Genomic DNA, 17,314 nt, shown 5'->3' with positions numbered 1-17,314 from the left:
TGCACCTGAGGAGGGTACTTCACGGCGCCTCCCCGAGTTCGGCCTCCAGGACTCCCGGGAGGGCCCGGAGGGCGGCGAGGGACCGCGCGGCCTCGTCGGGCCAGATGCGGGCGATGGCGAAGCCCACGTGGACGATGACGAAGTCCCCGGCCTCGGCTTCGGGCGTGTAGGCGAGGCAGACCTCGCGCCGCACCCCGCCGAAGTCGACGGTCCCCATCGGAGGGAATCCGCCGCCGGCCGAGAGGATCTTCCCGGGCACGCCCAGGCACATCACGCCCCTCCTTTCCGGGCGAGGCGTGCGGCGGCGACCGCGGCCTGCCCGTAGGCGATGCCGCCGTCGCCGGGCGGCACGCGCTCGCCCAGATAGGGTTCGCACCCGTCGTCGCGCAGGACGGCGAGCAGGTCCTGGGAGAGCCGCCGGTTGGCGAACACGCCGCCGCCGAGGCACACCCGCCGGGTGCCGGCGCGGGCGGCGGCGCTGCGCACCAGTTCCGCGGTGGCCTCGACCATGGTGGCGTGGAAGCGGGCGGCGACGGTGCCGATCGGCTCGGTGCGCGCCGCGGCGAGCAGCGCCTGGAGGGTCACCGCGGGATCGAGGACGAGCAGCCCGTCCTTGCCGGTGATGCGCCAGGGCAGGGGGCGGCCCCAGCGGTCGGCGGCGGCCGCTTCGAGGCGCATCGCGGCCTCGCCTTCGAAGGTGATGTCGTCGCACAGGCCGAGCAGGCTCGCCGCGGCGTCGAAGAGCCGTCCGGCGCTGGAGATCCGCGGCGAGTTCAGGTCGTGCTCGATCATGCGGCGCACGACGGCGACCTCCCAGGGGTCGAAGCGGCGCAGGAACGCCCGGGCGATGCCCGGGTCGACCGCGTCGAGGCCGGGCTCGGACCCGAGGAGGTAGCCCATCGCCATGCGGGCCGGGCGCAGCACCGCGCGCTCGCCGCCCGGCATGGGCGCGAGGGCGATGCGGGCGGTGCGCTCGAACCCGGCGTAGTCGGCGACCATGACCTCCCCGCCCCACAGGCCGCCGTCGGCGCCGTACCCGAGGCCGTCGTAGGCGACGCCGATGAACGGGGCGGGCACGCCGTGCTCGGCCGCGCAGGCGACCACGTGCGCGTGGTGGTGCTGCACGCCGATGTGGCCGACGCCTTCGAGCGAGACGAGGTGGCGGGTCGAGGCGTAGTCGGGGTGGAGGTCGTGCGCGGCAGCGGCGGGCTCGACGCCGTAGAGGCGGCCCAGGTCGGCGGTCATGCGGGTGAACGCCTCGAACGCCGCTGCGCTCTCCAGGTCCCCCGTGTGCGGGCCGAGGACCGCCTGGTGTCCGACCGCGACGGCGCAGGTGTGCTTGCGCTGCGCCCCGCCCGCGAGCAGTGGTACCGCCGCCGGCTCCGGGAGCGCGAGCGGAGCCGGGGCGTAGCCGCGGGCGCGGCGCAGCAGTCGGGGCCGCCCGTCGACGACCTGCGCCACCGAGTCGTCGTAGCGGGCGGTGATGGGGCGGTCGTGGGCGAGGACGCCGTCGGCGCGGCGGCCGAACACGGCGGCGGCCTCCGCGTCGGCGGTGATCGTGGGCTCCCCGGGCAGGTTCGCGCTGGTGGCGACCAGGGGCCGGTCGAGGGCGCCGAGCAGCAGGTGGTGCAGTGGGCTGTTGGGCAGGAGGAGGCCGATGCGGTCCGAGCCGGGGGCGAGGGCGTCCGGGAGGGTCCGGCGCGATGCGGCCAGGACGATCGGGCGGCCCGCTTCGAGCAGGAGCCGCTGCTCGGCGTCGTCGAGGACGGCCGCGGCGAGCGCGTCGCCGAGGTCGGGGACCATGACGGCGAGGGCCTTGGCAGGGCGTCCCTTGAGGAGCCTGATGCGGGCGATCGCGGCCTCGTCGGCGGCGTCGCACACGAGCTGGTAGCCCCCGATGCCTTTGAGGGCGATGAGGCCGCCGTTCGCGACGGTCCGGACCGCGTCGGCGAGCGCGCTGTCGCCGTACGAGGCGCCGCCGTTCCAGTCCAGGCGGGGGCCGCAGCGCGGGCAGGCGATCGGCTCGGCGTGGAACCGTCGGTCGCCCGGGTCCTCGTACTCGGCGCGGCATTCGTCGCACATGATGAAGCGCCGCATGGCGGTCCGCTCGCGGTCGTACGGGAGCCCCTCGATCACGGAGGCGCGCGGGCCGCACGAGGCGCAGTTGAGGAACGGGTACCGGTAGCGGCGGTCGGCGGGGTCGAACAGCTCCAGCAGGCAGTCGTCGCAGGTGGCGAGGTCGGGCGGGATGCCGGCGGCGAGGGACTCGGCCGCGGTGCTGGGCGTGATCGTGAAGCCCGGCCGCGGGCGGCCGGTCAGCGGGGCGGTGAGGCCGGGGGTTCGCATGGTGCTCCTTTCGCCGTCACTTCGAGCATCGCGCCCGTGCCCGCGCCGCGCATGGGCCTTCGCTCCCTTCCCGACGGGACCTTCGGTCCGGTCCGCTTCGGACGCTGGAGTTCTACGTTTGCCCTGGAAGCGTCGAAAGGAGGCCGGCATGTCGCTTTCAGCAGTGGTCATCGGGATCGGCAACAGGTACCGCCAGGACGACGGGGTCGGATTGGCCGTAGTGGACCGGCTCCGCGAGGAAGCGGCGCCGCGGTGGGCGCGGCTCGCGGTCTGCGACGGCGAGCCGTCCCGGCTGATCGAGCTGTGGTCGTTCACGGAGCTCGCGATCGTGGTGGACGCGCTCGCGGTCCGCTCGCCGGTGCCGGGGCGGATCCACCGGCTCGAAGTCGAGGACGTCGCGGCCGCGGGCGAATCCTCGTCCACTTCGCACGGATTGGGGATGGGGACGGCGGTCCGCCTCGCGCGCGAGCTCGACCGGATGCCGGAGCGCCTCGTGGTCTACGCGATCGAGATCGGCGAGTACGGGTTCGGGACGCGCATGTCGGCGGCGGTCCGGCGCGCGGCGGGGCACGTGGCCGAGCACGTCGGCGCGGACCTGGCCGAGTTCGCCGTGTCCGCGCGGACCTCCGTGTGATGCGGCGGCGCGGGGCCGGCCGGGGCCGGCCCCGCGCTCCTCAGTCCCGGACCGGCGCGGCCAGGGTCTTGGCCATGCCCTTGAGGCCCAGTTCCATGGTGTGCCAAGGCAGACCGCCGTGGAAGGGCCTGCCCGCGCCGAACTGGTGCGGCAGGTAGTAGCCGAGGGCCTTCTTGCCCAGGCGCCACAGCGGCGAGACGCCGACGAGGTAGTCGTCCCCGGCGTCGGGGTCGACGCGGACCGGCGCGGCCGGGTCGCCGGTGGTCTGGAGAGGCACTTGCGCGAACGTGGCCTTGTCGAGCATCTCCATGACGCACATGCTCATCGGCGCGAACCGGCGCGGGTGTGGGACGGCGTCGGGGTCGATGCGGGCGGCGATGTCGTCGGCGACGGCGTCGGCCTGGAGGAACGCCAGGAACGCCTGCTTGACAGGGAAGTCCCCGGCGTCGCCGGGCGCGTAGACGTTGTCGGTGCCCTTGACGCGGCGGGTCTCGGGCTCGGTGAGCAGGAATCCGCGGTCGTCGGTGGGCAGGCCCGGGTAGTCCACGGCGGCGACATACGGCGGGAATGCGACGAGCAGGTCGAACGTGTGGCAGGTCCCGTTGGCGTACTCGACTCTGCCGCCTTCACCCCTGCCGCCTTCACCCCTGCCGCCCTCACCCCTGCCGCCTTCGACGCGGGTGACCGCGTGGTGGGTGTAGCCGTTGATCCCCCGGTCGGCGAACTCCTCGGTCACGACCTTGTGGACGCCGGGCCCGAACGCCTGGATGAAGTTCGATTCGAAGGTGGTGAACGTCAGGCAGACGAGGTCGCGCAGGTGGTGGCGGCGCAGCCAGGTGTCGAGCATGAACACGATCTCGTAGAGCGGCCCGGCGCACTTGTTGCCGGGCGGCACGAGGAACAGCACGTGCTTGACCTTGCCGTCGGCCGTGTCGGCGCGCAGGCGCTCCAGGTCGGCCCCGAGTTCGTGCATCTGCCCGGGGTTCCAGATCGTCCGGGCGTGCGCGGCGAGCCCGGGGATCTCCTCGGGGCGCATGGCGGCGCCGGTCGCGAGCACCAGGAAGTCGTAGTGCTCCAGGGTGCCGTCGTCGAGTTCGATGCGGTGGCCGCCGGTGTCGACCCGGGCGAGCGAGCCGCGGATCAGGTCGATGTCGCGGCGCGTCGCCGCTTCGGTGAGCGGGACGTGGATCTTCTCCTCGTCGCCCCCGAAGGGCAGGTAGATCGAGTTCGGCTTGAAGACGAAGTCGTGCTGGTCGGCGATGAGCAGCAGATCGACCCGCTTTCCCAGATGCGAGCGGAGTGTGAAGGCCGTTTCGAGGCCGGCGAAGCCGCCGCCGACGATGACGACCCGAGGTCTGGTGTGCATGGCCCCTCCCGAGGTTGCAGCTGTGTACCTCCATCCCAGCGCGGCGGGGGCCGCCGGGGCAGTGACCAAGCGCCGGACCCGGCGGGACCTAGGGCCCGCGCGGCCGGGGCGGGGCGGCCCCCGGCCGCGCGGGCCGGCCCGTCAGCGGAGGCGGCGGGCGACCGGGTCGGGTTCGTCGCCGATGCGCGCGAGCCGCAGCTTGACGTCGACGGCCTGGACGCCGTAGCGGACCGGCATGACCGGGTTGAGGTCGAGCTCGGCGATCTCGGGCAGGTCTTCGGCGAGGCGGCCGAGCCTGACCAGGAGATCGGTGAGCGCGCGCAGATCCACCGGCCGCGAGCCCCGGTACCCGTGCAGGAGCGGCTCGGACCGGATCGACCCCCACATGGACTCGGCGTCGGCGTCGGTGAGCGGCAGCAGCCGGAACTGCTTGTCGGCCAGCACGTCGGTGGCGGTGCCGCCGAGGCCGAACATGACGAGGGACCCGAACCGGGGGTCGTGGACGATCCCCGCGGTCATCTCGATGTCGGCGTCGAGCATCGGCTGCACCGTCACCGAGGCGTCGGGTCCGCCCTCGATGCGGGTGGCGACGTCGGCGAAGGCCGTCCGCACCGCGTGCGCGTCGTCGAGGCCGAGGTGGATCGTGCCGGTGCCGGTCTTGTGGACCAGCCGGGGGTCGTCGGCTTTGACCGCCACGGGGTAGCCGAGGGTGCGGGCGGCGGCGACCGCCTCGCCCTTCGAGGCGACCCGGACGGCCGGAGCGAGCCGGATGTCGTAGCAGGCGAGGATCGCGGCGGCGTCCGCGGCCGTCTGCCAGCCGTCGCCGTGCTCCAGGAGCCGGTCGACGAGGCCGCGCGCACGGGTCCGGTCGATGCCGGGCAGGTCGGGGCGGGTGCCGAGCGGGCGGGCCCGCCAGGCGGCGTAGTCGGCGGCGCGGCCCAGGGCGGCGACGGCGGGCTCGGGGAAGGCGAACACGGGGACGCGCCTGGCGCCCAGGGCGGTCGGGGCTTCCGGCAGGCCCATGACGACGGCCGCGGCGGGGAGGTCGGGCAGGGCGTCGAGCGCGTCGCCGATCGCGGCGAGGCTCCCTTCGACGTCGCCGGTGCCCGTGGCGGCGAATACCGCGACGACCGCGTCGACCTCGCCGGAGGCGCCCACCGCGTCGAGCGCGTCGGCGAACGCGCCGGGGTCGGCGGCGGCGCCCAGGTCGACGGGGTTGCCGGCGGCGGCGGCGCGGGCCAGGCGCTCGCGGGCGGCGGCTCCCGGGTCCGGCAGGTAGAGCCCGGCGGCGGCGGCCGCGTCGGCCGCGAGGACGCCGACGCCCCCGGCGTTGCCGACCACACCGATGCGCCGTCCCCGGGGCAGCGGCTGCCCGACGAGGACGCGGGCGGTGTCGAGGAGCTGTTCGAGGGTGTCGCAGCGGATGACCCCGGCCTGCGCGAACAGCGAGTCGACGGCGACCTCGGGATTGGCGGCGGCCGCGGTGTGCGAGAGCCCGGCGCGGCGTCCGGGTTCGGAGCGGCCGCCCTTGACGGCCAGGACCGGCTTGCGGCGGGCCACGGCGCGCGCGATGCGCGCGAACTTGCGCGGATTCCCGAAGGACTCCAGGTAGAGGGCGACGGCTTCGGCGCCGGGGTCGTCGTACCAGTAGGCGAGCAGGTCGTTGCCGGAGACGTCGGCCTTGTTGCCGAGGGACACGAACGAGTGGACGCCGAGCCCGGTGCGGGTGGCGTGGGCGAGCGCCGCGATGCCGACCGCGCCGGACTGAGAGGCCAGGGCCAGGCCGCCGGGCTCGGGCGGCTCGGGGGCGAAGCTCGCCTGGAGCCGGATCGCGCCGTCGGTATTGACGATGCCGAGGCAGTTGGGCCCGACCAGGCGCATGTCGTGGGAGCGGGCGATGCGCACCAGCTCCTCCTGTGCCGCGACGTCGCCGGTCTCGGCGAACCCGGCGGTGACGACGACCGCCGCGCGGACGCCGGCCTCGCCCGCGTCGCGCAGCACGCCCGCGACCTGCGGCGCGGGGACGGCGACGATCGCCAGGTCCACGGGGTGCGGCAGCTCGGCGAAGGAGGCGGCGGTCGGGACGCCTTCGAGCTCTTCGGCCTCGGGGTGGACGGCGGCGACGGGTCCGGTGAACCCGCCTTCGACGATGGAGCGGAGGATGCGGGCGCCGACGCCGCGGCCGGTCCGGCTCGCCCCGACGACCGCGACCGAAACGGGGTCGAGCAGGAACCGCAGCGAGAGCCGCTCGGCGGCCCGCTCGCGCGCGGCGACCTCGTCGGCGAAGGCCCCGTCGAGGTCGGCGGTGAGGACGACGTCGACGACGCCGTCGGCATAGGGCATCGGCGCACCGGGGACGAGGCGCCGCGCCAGGCGCAGCATCTTGTGGTTGCCGCCGAGGATCTGCCCGGACAGCTCCTTGATCCCGCCGGACCCGGCGGCGAGGGCGAGGTGTTCGAGCAGGAGCGTCCCCAGGCCGCGGTGCTGGTGGGCCTCGGTGACGAGGACGCCGAACTCGGCCCGGTCGGGCTCTTCGAGGAAGCACTCGAAGGAGGCCGCGGCGATCAGCTCGCCGTCGTCCTCGACGACCAGCGCGACGCCGCGGCCGGTGTCGTTGAGTCCCGCGAGCCGGCGCGCCTCGATGCCGAGGACGCCGCGTCCGGAACCGAAGAACCGGTACCGGAGGTCGGCGGTGGTGCACCGCTCGTGCATGGCGATGAGCGCGGTGAGGTCGCCGGTGGCGACGGGGCGGACGCGGACGATGCGGCCGTCGGCGTCCAGCGCGTCGACGGCCGGGGGCGTGCGAAGTGTCATGTCGACTCCTTGCGGTTCGGGGCGGTCCGACCCGCCCAGAGCCGATCCTCCGATCGCGGAGCCGCCGCGGCCAGAGCCCAAGGCCCGGGTCCTTTCGGGACATTGGTCCCGGAGGGATCCGGGCGGGGCGAACGCCCTGAGCCGAGACCCGAAGCGCGGTTCCTAGCGCGCGTTCGCGGGGGCGTCGCCGAGGGGGATGGTCCAGCGCACCTCGGTGCCGGTCGGTTCGACCGCGTCGATCGCGAAGTCGCCGCCGAGCGCGGCGGCGCGGGAGGCGAGGTTCGCGAGTCCGCGCCGCGGCGCCTGCGGCGGGATGCCGCATCCGTTGTCGGTCACGGTCATCACCAGGGACGATCCGTGGACGGCCGTGACGACGGCGACGCGGGAGGCCTTGGCGTGGCGAGCGGCGTTGGAGAGGGCTTCGCGGAGCATCGCGAGGACCTCGATGCGCACTGCCTCCGGCACCGCTTCGTCTACGGGCCCGGTGAACGTCAGGTCCGGGGGGAAGCCGAGATGGTGGCGCACCACGCCGCACAGGCCCCGTACGGTCGCCGAGAACACCTGGTCCGCATCGGTGTGGAGGCTGAAGATCGCCGCCCGCAGGTCGCTGATCGCCCCGTCGATCTCGTCCACGGCCGAATTGATCCGCGCCGCCGCTTCGGGGGCGTCGACGAGGTGGACGATCGACTGGAGTTGCAGGCCGGTCGCGAAGAGCCGCTGGATGACCAGGTCGTGGAGGTCCCGGCCGATGCGGTCGCGGTCGCGGAAGACCACCAGGCGCTCACGGTCGGCCTGGGAGGCGGCGAGCTCGGTGTAGAGGCGGGCGTTGTCGATCGCGACGCCCGCGGCCGCGGCGAGGGCCTGGATGATCGCTTCGTCGTCCTCGGTGAACAGCTCCCCGCCGCCCTTGTCGGTGAGGTAGAGGTTCCCCCATGCCTTCTCGCCCACGGTGACCGGGACGCCGAGGAAGGTCCGCATGGGCGGATGCCCGGGCGGGAACCCGATCGAGGCGGGGTGCGCGGACAGGTCGGCCAGGCGCAGGGGCTCGTTGTGGTCGATGATGTGGCCGAGGATGCCCCGACCGGTCGGCGGGTCGCCGAGGGCCTCGATCTCCTCGCGCGACAGCCCCTGGGTGCGGAACTCCGCGAGGCCGCCGGCGCCGTCGAGGACGCCCATGGCCCCGTACTTCGCGTCCACGAGTGTCATCGCGCCGACGACGATCCGGTCGAGGATCGCCGACAGTTCGAGGTCGGAGCCGATCGAGATCACGGCGTCCAGCAGCGCACGCAGCCGCTCGCGGTCCACTACGATCTCGTCGACCCGCGAGGCGACCTCGACCAGCAGCTCGTCGATCGGGGTTCGACGCCAGGGCTGGCCGGAGTGGAACTGGCGGTGCGGCGTCGTCTCAGCCATGCATTGATCGTAGCGAGTCCCTTCAGGAGCGCAAGTTTTGAGCGGAGCCGAAGCGGGCCGGAACCGCCCTTCCGGGACGGGAAGGGCGGGTCGGGCCTGTCCGGCTCATTCGGGACCGCGGTCGACCAGGACCGGGCAGTGCGCGTGCATCACGCAGTACTTGCCCACCGAGCCGAGGACCGCGCTCACGAAGGCGCTGCGGCCGCGACTGCCGACGACCAGCAGGTCCGCTTGCTCGGACAGCTCGACCAGAGTCCTCCCGGGGTTCCCTTCCACCGCGAGCATCGCGACGGGCACCCCGGGCCGCGCCGACGCGACCTCGTCCACGGCCTTTTCGAGGACGCGCCGCGCGTCGGCGGCGTACTCGGCGGCGGACATGACCATGCCGTCGGCCCCGGCGGAGAAGGGGATCTGCCAGACGTGGACGGCCTTGACGTCGGCGCCCTTCAGTTCGGCGTACTCCACCGCCCATTCCAGGGCCCTGCGGGCGGGCTCCGATCCGTCGACGCCGACGACGACGGCGCCGTTCTCGTGCTCGGTCATGACCGCTCCTCCTTCGTTCCGCGTCCAGTCTCGCCGCCGCCGCCGACCCGGTTCAGGGCCGAAGGTCCCCTCCGCAGGGGCCGCCGGTCCCGCCCGCCGCGGGGAGGCGAACGCCCTTGAGCCCGGGATCGCACGGGCCGAAGGTCCCTTGCAGTGCGGACTTCGGCGAGGTGTGGCCGGTGCCACGGAGGGCCATACTCGGAGGATGGACACGGACACCATCAGGGTGTTCCTGCTCGACGACCACGAGGTCGTCCGGCGGGGACTGTGCGAGCTGCTGGAGCGCGACGGCGACATCGAGGTGGTCGGCGAGGCCGCGGGCGTCGGCGAGGCCCTGCGGCGGTATCCCGCCGCACGTCCCCACGTCGCGGTCCTCGACGCGCAGCTGCCCGACGGCTCCGGGGTCGAGGTGTGCCGCCGGATCAAGGAGACCCACCCCGATGTCGCGGTCGTCATCCTCACCTCCTATGAGGACGACGAGACGCTGTTCGCGGCGATCGAGGCCGGCGCGGCGGGGTTCCTGCTCAAGCAGGTACGCGGCAACGACCTCGTCGACGGCGTGCGCAAGCTCGCCGCGGGCGGCTCGCTCCTCGACGCCCGCGTGACCGGCGCGGTCCTGGAGCGGCTGCGCACGGGCCCGGCCAAAGCCCCTGAGCTCGAAGCGCTCTCGGAGCAGGAGCAGCGCATCCTCGCGCTCATCGGCGAGGGCCTGACGAACCGCCAGATCGCCGAGCGCATGCACCTGGCGGAGAAGACCGTCAAGAACTACGTCACCCGCGTGCTCGGCAAGCTCGGCCTGGAACGGCGCACGCAGGCCGCCGTCCTCGCCGTCCGCCTGTTCAAGTGAGCGCGGGGGCGTGACTCGCCTTGGCCCCGGCGGAACGGGACTTCGGTCCCTGCTGCGGACGGGCCGGTTCGCGTGAGGCTGAAGGCAGTCCCACCGACCACGAGCAGAGGACCTCCGATGGACAAGACGCTCCCCGCGCCGCTGACCGAGGCGCGCCTGCGCCAGATCGACGCCTGCTGGCGCGCCGCGAACTACCTCACCGCCGGGCAGATCTACCTGCTCGGCAACCCGCTCCTGCGCGAGCCGCTGCGCTCTGAGCACGTCAAGCCGCGGCTGCTGGGCCACTGGGGCACCAGCCCGGCCCTCAACCTCGTCTACGCCCACCTGAACCGGGTCATCACCGAGCGGGCCCTCGACGCGATCTACATTGCCGGACCCGGCCACGGCGGCCCCGCGATGCTCGCGAACACCTGGCTGGAGGGCACCTACACCGAGCACCACCCCTCCATCGGGCGCGACGAGGCCGGGATGGCGCGGCTGTTCCGCCAGTTCTCCTTCCCCGGCGGCGTCCCCTCGCACGCCGCCCCCGAGGTCCCCGGCTCCATCCACGAAGGCGGCGAGCTCGGCTACGCGCTCATGCACGCCTACGGCGCCGCGTTCGATAACCCCGGCCTCCTCGTCGCCTGCGTCATCGGCGACGGCGAGGCCGAGACCGGGCCCCTGGCCGCCTCCTGGCTGTCGAACGTGTTCCTCAACCCCGCCCGCGACGGCGCGGTCTTGCCGATCCTCAACCTCAACGGGTACAAGATCGCCAACCCGACGGTCCTCGACCGCATCCCCCGCGAGGACCTCCTCGCGATGATGCGCGGCTTCGGATACGAGCCGCACCTGGTCGAGGGGGACGATCCCGACACCGTCCACCAGGCGCTCGCCGCCGCACTCGACGCCTCGCTCGACCGCATCCGGGCGATCCAGGACCAGGCCCGCTCGGGCGCTGCCGCGGGACGGCCGCGCTGGCCGATGATCATCCTGCGCACACCCAAGGGCTGGACCGGCCCGCGCGAACTCGACGGGCACCCGGTCGAGGGCACCTGGCGCTCGCACCAGGTGCCGCTCGGCGCCGTGCGCGAGGACCCGGCCCAGCTGGCGATGCTGGAAGCCTGGCTGCGGTCGTACCGGCCCGAGGAGCTGTTCGACGCGACCGGCGCCCCGGCGGCCGAACTGCGCGCGGCCGCGCCGCGCGGCGACCGGCGCATGAGCGCCAACCCGCACGCCAACGGCGGCATCCTCCTGCGCGACCTCGTGCTCCCCGACTTCCGCGACTACGCCGTGGACGTCCCGAGGCCGGGCGCCGTCGACGCCGAGGCCACGCGGGTCCTGGGCGCCTGGGTCCGCGACGTCATCACCGCCAACCCCGACCGGTTCCGCCTCTTCGGCCCCGACGAGGTCGCCTCCAACCGGCTCGGCGCCGCGTTCGAGGTCACCGACCGGGCCTGGAACGCGCGGATCGAGCCCGGCGACGACCACCTCGCACCGGACGGCCGCGTCATGGAGGTCCTCTCCGAGCACCTGTGCCAGGGCTGGCTGGAGGGGTACCTGCTCACCGGCAGGCACGGCCTGTTCACCAGCTACGAGGCGTTCATCCACCTGGTCGACTCCATGTTCAACCAGCACGCCAAGTGGCTCAAGACCACGAACGCCATCCCGTGGCGGCGGCCCATCGCCTCGCTCAACTACCTGCTGTCGAGCCACGTGTGGCGCCAGGACCACAACGGGTTCTCGCACCAGGACCCGGGGTTCATCGACCACGTCGTCAACAAGAAGGCCGAGGTCGTCCGCGTCTACCTGCCGCCGGACGCGAACACGCTGCTGTCCACGATGGACCACTGCCTGCGCTCGCGCCAGTACGTGAACGTCGTGGTCGCCGGGAAGCAGCCCGCGCCGGCGTGGCTGACGATGGACGAGGCCGTGCGCCACTGCGAACGGGGCCTCGGCATCTGGGAGTGGGCTTCCAGCAACGGCGGCACCGAGCCCGACGTGGTCCTCGCCTGCGCCGGGGACGTCCCGACCCTGGAGACCGTCGCCGCCGCCGACCTCCTGCGCCGCCACCTCCCCCACCTGAAGGTGCGGGTCGTGAACGTCGTGGACCTCATGCGGCTCCAGCCGAGCACCGAGCACCCGCACGGCCTGCCCGACCGGGAGTACGACGCGCTGTTCACCACCGACAAGCCGGTGATCTTCGCGTTCCACGGCTACCCGACGCTCATCCACCGGCTGACCTACCGACGCGCCGGGCACGAGCACCTCCACGTGCGCGGCTACAAGGAGGAGGGCACCACGACCACGCCGTTCGACATGGTCATGCTCAATGACCTCGACCGGTTCACCCTCGTCATCGACGTGATCGACCGCGTCCCAGGGCTCGGGCAGAACGCCGCGGGGCTGCGCCAGGAGATGTGGGACGCCCGCCAGGTGTGCCGCGAGTACACCCGCGCCCACGGCACCGACCACCCCGCCGTCGCCGACTGGCGCCCCGGCAGGCCGCTGAACCTGTAGCGCCGCAACAGCAGCGGGGCGGGACCGGCCGGTCCCGCCCCGCTTCGCGTCCGCTCAGTCGAGCGCCACGGGGTACACGCCCGCGCCGGTCCAGGCGAAGGCCGTCAGGTTCGCGATCGTGGTGGCCGCGATCGCCTCGATGGCCTCGACGGTGAAGAACGCCTGGTGACCGGTGATGAGCACGTTCGGGAACGCGTTGAGCCGGTCGAAGACGTCGTCGCCGATGACCTGGTCGGAGAGGTCCTCGAAGAACAGCTCGTCCTCCTCCTCGTACACGTCCAGGCCGAGGTGCCCGATCCGGCCCGACTTGAGCCCGTCGATCACCGCCGCGGTGTCCACCAGGGCCCCGCGGCTGGTGTTCACCAGCATCACGCCGGGGCGCATGAGTGCGATCCGCTCGGCGTCGATCAGGTGGTGAGTCTCCGGCGTGAGCGGGCAGTGGAGCGAGACGATGTCCGACGCCGGCAGCAGGTCCTCCAGGTCGGTGTACTCGACGCCGGCGGCCAGCGCCGCCTCGCTCGGGAAGGGGTCGCTGGCGAGGACGCGGCAGCCGAACCCGGCCATGATCCTCGCGAAGCACGCCCCGATCTTCCCGGTCCCGACCACGCCGACGGTGCGCCCGTGCAGGTCGAATCCGAGCAGGCCGGTGAGCGCGAAGTTGTGCTCGCGCACCCGGTTGTAGGCGCGGTGGGTCTTGCGGTTGAGCGCGAGCACCAGGGCCGCGCAGTGCTCGGCGACCGCGTGCGGCGAGTAGTCCGGGACCCGCGCCACCGCGATCCCCAGCGCCGCCGCCGCGCGCAGGTCCACGTGGTTGAACCCGGCCGACCTGAGTGCGGCGAAGCTGACCCCGTGCGCGGCCAGCGCCTGGAGCGTCTCGGCGCCGAGGTCGTCGTTGACGAACGCGCACACCGCTTCGCAGCTCTCGGCCAGCGGCGCGGTCCCCGCGTTCAGGCGCGGCTCCAGGAACAGCAGTTCATGGTCGCCGTCGCCGTTCGCCTTCCGCAGGAACGCCTCGTCGTACGGCTTCGTGGAGAACACGGCAACCCGCATGATGCACCTCCTCTTCCGACGATACGGAAACGGGGCGGCACCGGCCGCCCCGTCGTGGAACAACCCTCACCTGGTGCGGACGACCAGGACCGGGCAGTGGGCGTGGGTGACGCAGTGCTGGCTGACCGAGCCGATGAGGGCGCCGACGAAACCGCCGTGGCCGCGGGAGCCGACGACGAGCATCTTCGCCTCTTCGGCGGCCTTCAGCAGCACCTTCGCCGGGTGGCCCTCCTCGATTCGGCGCTCGACGTGGACCTGCGGCCACGCGGCGGCGACCTCGTCGACGGTCTTGTCCAGGACGCTGCGGGCCGCCTCGGCGAGCTCCTGACCGGGCAGGACCATCGCGCCGGTGCCGTAGGCCAAGGGGATCTGCCACGCCTGCACGGCCGTCACCGTCAAGTCCAGCGCGGCGGCGTACTCCAGGGCCCATTCCAGGGCCTTGCGCGACGACGCCGACCCGTCGACGCCGACGACGACCCCGTGCTCCTGCTTGCGGTTCGACATGGCCCGCTCCTTCCTCTCAGGCTCCAGTCTCGCCGCCCGCCCGGACCCCGGTCAGAGCCGAAGGTCCCCGCGCGGCGGGCCGGTGGTCACCGGCGGTTCAGTGGCCGATGGTCAGGCGCAGTCCGCTCACGTGCTCGGGCGAGATGGCGATGACCGTGTCCAGGGGCCGATCGATCCACGACTGGACCCGCATGCCCAGGCGCTCGGCGCCGGGCTCGCCGGTGATGTCGGCGGCGGTGCCGTCGACCAGGACGCTCCAGCCGATCCGGCCGTGCGACTCGATCTCGTCGGCCTGATAGGCGACCGCCAGATGCGGCTGCGCCCGCACCGCCGCGGCGAAGACCGACGAACTCTGCGTGCATACGATGACGCGCCCCTCGAACACGACGTGGTTCAGGGGCCTGATGACCGGCAGTCCGTCCGCGACGAACGCGACCCGCCCGAACTCGGCGCGCGTGAGCAGCCCCAGCGCGACCTTCGGCTCCAACTCGACCGGTTTCCGCTCGTCCTCCACGGCCGGCTCCCCTCAGATCGCGCCCGGGCGGGTCTCCCCACCTCGACCGTAGCAGCGCCGACGCCCCCATGGCGCCGTCCTCACCGAGACTGGACACGGCACCGCACGGGTGTCGATCAGTCGGTGATTGAGCGCAGACCGTCGGCCGGTTCGACCTGCGGCAGTGCCAGCACCATCGTGAGGCCGCCACCGGGGGTGGCCTCGGCGGTGAGCGTGCCGCCCATCGCTTCGGCCAGGCCGCGCGAGAGCGCGAGCCCGAGGCCGACGCCGGTCGTGTTGTCGCGGTCGCCGAGCCGCTGGAACGGCCGGAACATCGTCTCGCGGTCCGCGTCAGGGACGCCGGGGCCGCGGTCGACCACGCGGAGTTCGACGGTCCGGCCCTGCACGCCGGCGGTCACCCGGGGCGGTACCCCGTCGGGGCTGTAGCGCAGCGAGTTGGCGATGACGTTCACCAGGATCCGCTGGAGCAGACCGGGATCGGCGACGACCTCGGCGAGGTCGGCAGGCACGTCCAAGGCGATGTCGGCGGCGGTCTCGCCGATCTCGTCGAGCGCCCACGGGACGGCTTCGTCGAGGGCGATCGGTACGGGGTCGGCGCCGAGCACGCCTGCTTGGAGGCGGCTCATGTCGAGCAGGTTGTCGACCAGGCCCGTCAAGCGCGCCAGCGACTGCTCGGCCGAGTCGAGCAGCTCCATGCGTTCTCCAGGGGTGAACAGCTCTCCGGTGGATTTCAGGCTCGACACGGCGACCCGGGCGGAGGCCAGCGGTGTGCGCAGGTCGTGCGAGACCGCGGCCAGCAGCGCGGTCCGCAGTTTGTCCGCATCGGTGAGCCGCTCGACCGCTTCGGCTTGGCGCTCAAGGCGTTCGCGCTCCAGCGCAGCGGCGGCGTGCATCGCGAACGCCTGCGCGATCCGCCGCTCCGAGGTGTCGAGGGTGTGCCCGCGCAGGGCGAGGGCGAGCTCGTCGGTGACGGGGAGGTCGTTGTCGGCGGCGCCGGGGCTGTCGCAGACGGGGCCGACGCCGCCGACCGGGTGCCAGTACCTGGCGACGGAGCGCTCGTCCGGCCCCGCCCCGGGCTGGGTCCGTTCCAGGAGGGTCACCGATTCGAGGCCGAACGTCTCGCGCAGCTGCTCCAGGAGGTCGTCGAGGCGGTCGCCGCCGCGCAGCACGTTCCCCGCGAGCGCAGCGAGCATCTGGGCTTCGGCGCTGGCCCGCGCGGCGAGGCGGGCGCGGGCGGCCGACAGGTTCACCACCGCGGCGCCGCCGAGGGCGAGGGCCACGAAGATGCCGAGGGCGATCAGCTGCTCCTGGTCGTCGACCTTGAACGAGTAGTACGGCTCGGTGAAGAAGAAGTTCAAGAGGAAGAACCCGAGGAGCGCGGCCAGGAGCGCGGGCCACATGCCTCCGGTGAGCGTGAGCCCCATGACGGCGGTGAGGACGATGAGGATGATCGTGGTCAGCGACAGCTCGTCGTGCAGGGGGTTGAGGGCTATCACCAGGAGGGGAATGCCGACCAGCGCGAGCGTGACGCCGAGCAGCCTTCGGCCCGAGCCGAGGGCGCCGTTGGTCGGTCGGCCCCGGCTCGCCTTGGCGACGCGTTCGTGGCTGACCAGGTGCACGTCGATCTTCCCCGACCGGGCTGTCGTGGTGACGCCGACGCCGCGCGAGATCGCCTGGGCGAACCGGCCGCGGCGCGAGGCCCCCAGGACCAGCTGCGTCGCGTTCGCGTCGCGCGCGAACTCCAAGAGCGCGTCGGGGATCGAGTCCCCCACGACCTGGTGGAAGGTTCCGCCCAAGTCCTCGATGAGGGTCCGCTGCCGGGCCAGGTTCCTTGCGGCGCCGGCGCTGGTGAGCCCGTCGCCCGACGCGACGTACACGGCCTTGAGGTCCGCGCCGCCCGAGCGCGCGGCGATCCGGGCGGCCCGGCGGATGAGCGTGTCGCCCTCGTCGCCGCCGGACAGAGCGATCACCACGCGCTCTTTGGACTCCCACACCGCGGTGATCTGCTGCGCGTCGCGGTACTGCTCCAGCTGGTCCTCGACCTTGTCGGCCAGCCAGAGCAGTGCGATCTCCCGGAGCGCCGTCAGGTTCCCGACCCGGAAGTAGTTCGACAACGCCGCATCGACTTTCTCCGGCGGGTACACGTTGCCGTGGACCATGCGCCGCCGCAGCGCCTCCGGCGTGATGTCGGCCAGCTCCACCTGATCGGCGCGGCGCACCACCTCGTCGGGGACCGTCTCGCGCTGCGGCACCCCGGTGATTTCGGCGACCACGTCGTTGAGCGATTCGAGGTGCTGCACGTTCACCGTCGAGATGACGTCGATCCCGGCGTCCAGCAGCTCGTCGATGTCCTGCCAGCGCTTCTGGTTCCGCGAGCCCGGCACGTTCGTGTGCGCGAGCTCGTCCACGAGCGCCACGGCGGGCGCCCGCGTGATGACGGCGTCCACATCGAACTCCTCGAAAGAGGATCCCCGGTACTCGACGGCGCGGCGGGGGACGACTTCGAGGTCCCCGATGAGGTCGCTCGTGGCCGGTCGGCCGTGCGTCTCCACGAAGCCGATCACGACGTCGGTCCCGCGTGCCGCCCGGCGGTGGGCCTCCTCCAGTGCGGCGTAGGTCTTGCCGACGCCGGGGGCCGCGCCCAGGTAGATGCGGAACTGTCCGCGCGTCATCGGTTCCTCCTCTCCGCTCAGGGCGGCCGGAACCCTCCTGATGGTCGGGGTAGGCGCAGGCGACGCCGCGCCGACGACTTGGGGCGGGTCGGCTAGACCGAGTGAACGCCGGTTC

13 protein-coding genes are annotated in these 17,314 nt (G+C 73.2%); 3 read left to right on the top strand and 10 right to left on the bottom strand.

What is annotated here, in order from left to right; all coding sequences use genetic code 11:
• Positions 1-19 precede the first annotated feature (19 nt).
• The gene (locus WA640_RS27750) at positions 20-271 is read right to left on the bottom strand and encodes a HypC/HybG/HupF family hydrogenase formation chaperone (protein ID WP_335992107.1); all 252 of its coding nucleotides are present in this window, start codon (positions 269-271) and stop codon (positions 20-22) included.
• Positions 271-2,346 carry a carbamoyltransferase HypF gene (hypF, locus tag WA640_RS27745; protein ID WP_335992106.1) on the bottom strand — a complete coding sequence of 692 codons (2,076 nt, stop codon included), beginning with the start codon at positions 2,344-2,346 and terminating at the stop codon, positions 271-273. The genes WA640_RS27750 and hypF overlap by 1 nt, the downstream gene beginning before the upstream one ends.
• 148 nt (positions 2,347-2,494) lie before the next feature.
• On the opposite strand from hypF, the gene WA640_RS27740 reads away from it, so the two are divergent.
• On the top strand, positions 2,495-2,980 hold the full coding sequence (locus WA640_RS27740) for a hydrogenase maturation protease (RefSeq protein WP_335992105.1): 486 nt from the start codon (positions 2,495-2,497) through the stop codon (positions 2,978-2,980).
• Between the two features lie 40 nt (positions 2,981-3,020).
• Here WA640_RS27740 and WA640_RS27735 read toward each other — a convergent pair whose 3' ends face one another.
• From WA640_RS27735 to WA640_RS27720, 4 genes are all read right to left on the bottom strand, one after another.
• Positions 3,021-4,346: an NAD(P)/FAD-dependent oxidoreductase gene (locus WA640_RS27735; RefSeq protein ID WP_335992104.1), complete on the bottom strand. Its 1,326-nt coding sequence runs from the start codon at positions 4,344-4,346 to the stop codon at positions 3,021-3,023.
• 141 nt (positions 4,347-4,487) lie between these two features.
• Positions 4,488-7,160 carry a bifunctional acetate--CoA ligase family protein/GNAT family N-acetyltransferase gene (locus tag WA640_RS27730; protein ID WP_335992103.1) on the bottom strand — a complete coding sequence of 891 codons (2,673 nt, stop codon included), beginning with the start codon at positions 7,158-7,160 and terminating at the stop codon, positions 4,488-4,490.
• Positions 7,161-7,322: 162 nt separating this feature from the next.
• On the bottom strand, positions 7,323-8,573 hold the full coding sequence (locus WA640_RS27725; protein WP_335992102.1) for a GAF domain-containing sensor histidine kinase: 1,251 nt from the start codon (positions 8,571-8,573) through the stop codon (positions 7,323-7,325).
• A 105-nt stretch (positions 8,574-8,678) separates the two neighbouring features.
• Positions 8,679-9,116, bottom strand: a complete 438-nt coding sequence (locus tag WA640_RS27720) for a universal stress protein (protein ID WP_335992101.1) — start codon at positions 9,114-9,116, stop codon at positions 8,679-8,681.
• A gap of 205 nt (positions 9,117-9,321) precedes the next feature.
• On the opposite strand from WA640_RS27720, the gene WA640_RS27715 reads away from it, so the two are divergent.
• Positions 9,322-9,963, top strand: coding sequence for a response regulator transcription factor (locus tag WA640_RS27715; protein ID WP_335992100.1), 642 nt, complete (start codon positions 9,322-9,324; stop codon positions 9,961-9,963).
• A gap of 117 nt (positions 9,964-10,080) precedes the next feature.
• Positions 10,081-12,459: a phosphoketolase family protein gene (locus tag WA640_RS27710; RefSeq protein WP_335992099.1), complete on the top strand. Its 2,379-nt coding sequence runs from the start codon at positions 10,081-10,083 to the stop codon at positions 12,457-12,459.
• 54 nt (positions 12,460-12,513) lie between these two features.
• Here WA640_RS27710 and WA640_RS27705 read toward each other — a convergent pair whose 3' ends face one another.
• The 4 genes from WA640_RS27705 to WA640_RS27690 form a co-directional block, all read right to left on the bottom strand.
• Positions 12,514-13,509 carry a 2-hydroxyacid dehydrogenase gene (locus tag WA640_RS27705; protein WP_335992098.1) on the bottom strand — a complete coding sequence of 332 codons (996 nt, stop codon included), beginning with the start codon at positions 13,507-13,509 and terminating at the stop codon, positions 12,514-12,516.
• A gap of 66 nt (positions 13,510-13,575) precedes the next feature.
• Complete coding sequence (locus WA640_RS27700; protein ID WP_335992097.1) at positions 13,576-14,013, bottom strand: universal stress protein; 438 nt, start codon at positions 14,011-14,013, stop codon at positions 13,576-13,578.
• Positions 14,014-14,110: 97 nt separating this feature from the next.
• Positions 14,111-14,527, bottom strand: coding sequence for a pyridoxamine 5'-phosphate oxidase family protein (locus WA640_RS27695; protein ID WP_335992096.1), 417 nt, complete (start codon positions 14,525-14,527; stop codon positions 14,111-14,113).
• 116 nt (positions 14,528-14,643) lie between these two features.
• A complete protein-coding gene (locus WA640_RS27690) occupies positions 14,644-17,199 on the bottom strand; it encodes a sensor histidine kinase (RefSeq protein ID WP_335992095.1) in 2,556 nt (851 codons plus the stop codon).
• Positions 17,200-17,314 lie beyond the last annotated feature (115 nt).

The organism is Glycomyces sp. MUSA5-2, assembly GCF_037034145.1.
Classification (GTDB): Bacteria; Actinomycetota; Actinomycetes; order Mycobacteriales; family Micromonosporaceae; genus Glycomyces; species Glycomyces artemisiae.
The sequence above is the reverse complement of the archived record's forward strand: the minus strand, read 5'-3'. Positions and strand labels throughout refer to the sequence as shown.

Excerpts from the sequence above, each read along its gene's own strand:
- WA640_RS27750 (WP_335992107.1), bottom strand. The coding sequence starts at position 271 with ATGTGCCTGGGCGTGCCCGGGAAGATCCTCTCGGCCGGCGGCGGATTC.
- hypF (WP_335992106.1), bottom strand. The coding sequence starts at position 2,346 with ATGCGAACCCCCGGCCTCACCGCCCCGCTGACCGGCCGCCCGCGGCCG.
- WA640_RS27740 (WP_335992105.1), top strand. The coding sequence starts at position 2,495 with ATGTCGCTTTCAGCAGTGGTCATCGGGATCGGCAACAGGTACCGCCAG.
- WA640_RS27735 (WP_335992104.1), bottom strand. The coding sequence starts at position 4,346 with ATGCACACCAGACCTCGGGTCGTCATCGTCGGCGGCGGCTTCGCCGGC.
- WA640_RS27730 (WP_335992103.1), bottom strand. The coding sequence starts at position 7,160 with ATGACACTTCGCACGCCCCCGGCCGTCGACGCGCTGGACGCCGACGGC.
- WA640_RS27725 (WP_335992102.1), bottom strand. The coding sequence starts at position 8,573 with ATGGCTGAGACGACGCCGCACCGCCAGTTCCACTCCGGCCAGCCCTGG.
- WA640_RS27720 (WP_335992101.1), bottom strand. The coding sequence starts at position 9,116 with ATGACCGAGCACGAGAACGGCGCCGTCGTCGTCGGCGTCGACGGATCG.
- WA640_RS27715 (WP_335992100.1), top strand. The coding sequence starts at position 9,322 with ATGGACACGGACACCATCAGGGTGTTCCTGCTCGACGACCACGAGGTC.
- WA640_RS27710 (WP_335992099.1), top strand. The coding sequence starts at position 10,081 with ATGGACAAGACGCTCCCCGCGCCGCTGACCGAGGCGCGCCTGCGCCAG.
- WA640_RS27705 (WP_335992098.1), bottom strand. The coding sequence starts at position 13,509 with ATGCGGGTTGCCGTGTTCTCCACGAAGCCGTACGACGAGGCGTTCCTG.
- WA640_RS27700 (WP_335992097.1), bottom strand. The coding sequence starts at position 14,013 with ATGTCGAACCGCAAGCAGGAGCACGGGGTCGTCGTCGGCGTCGACGGG.
- WA640_RS27690 (WP_335992095.1), bottom strand. The coding sequence starts at position 17,199 with ATGACGCGCGGACAGTTCCGCATCTACCTGGGCGCGGCCCCCGGCGTC.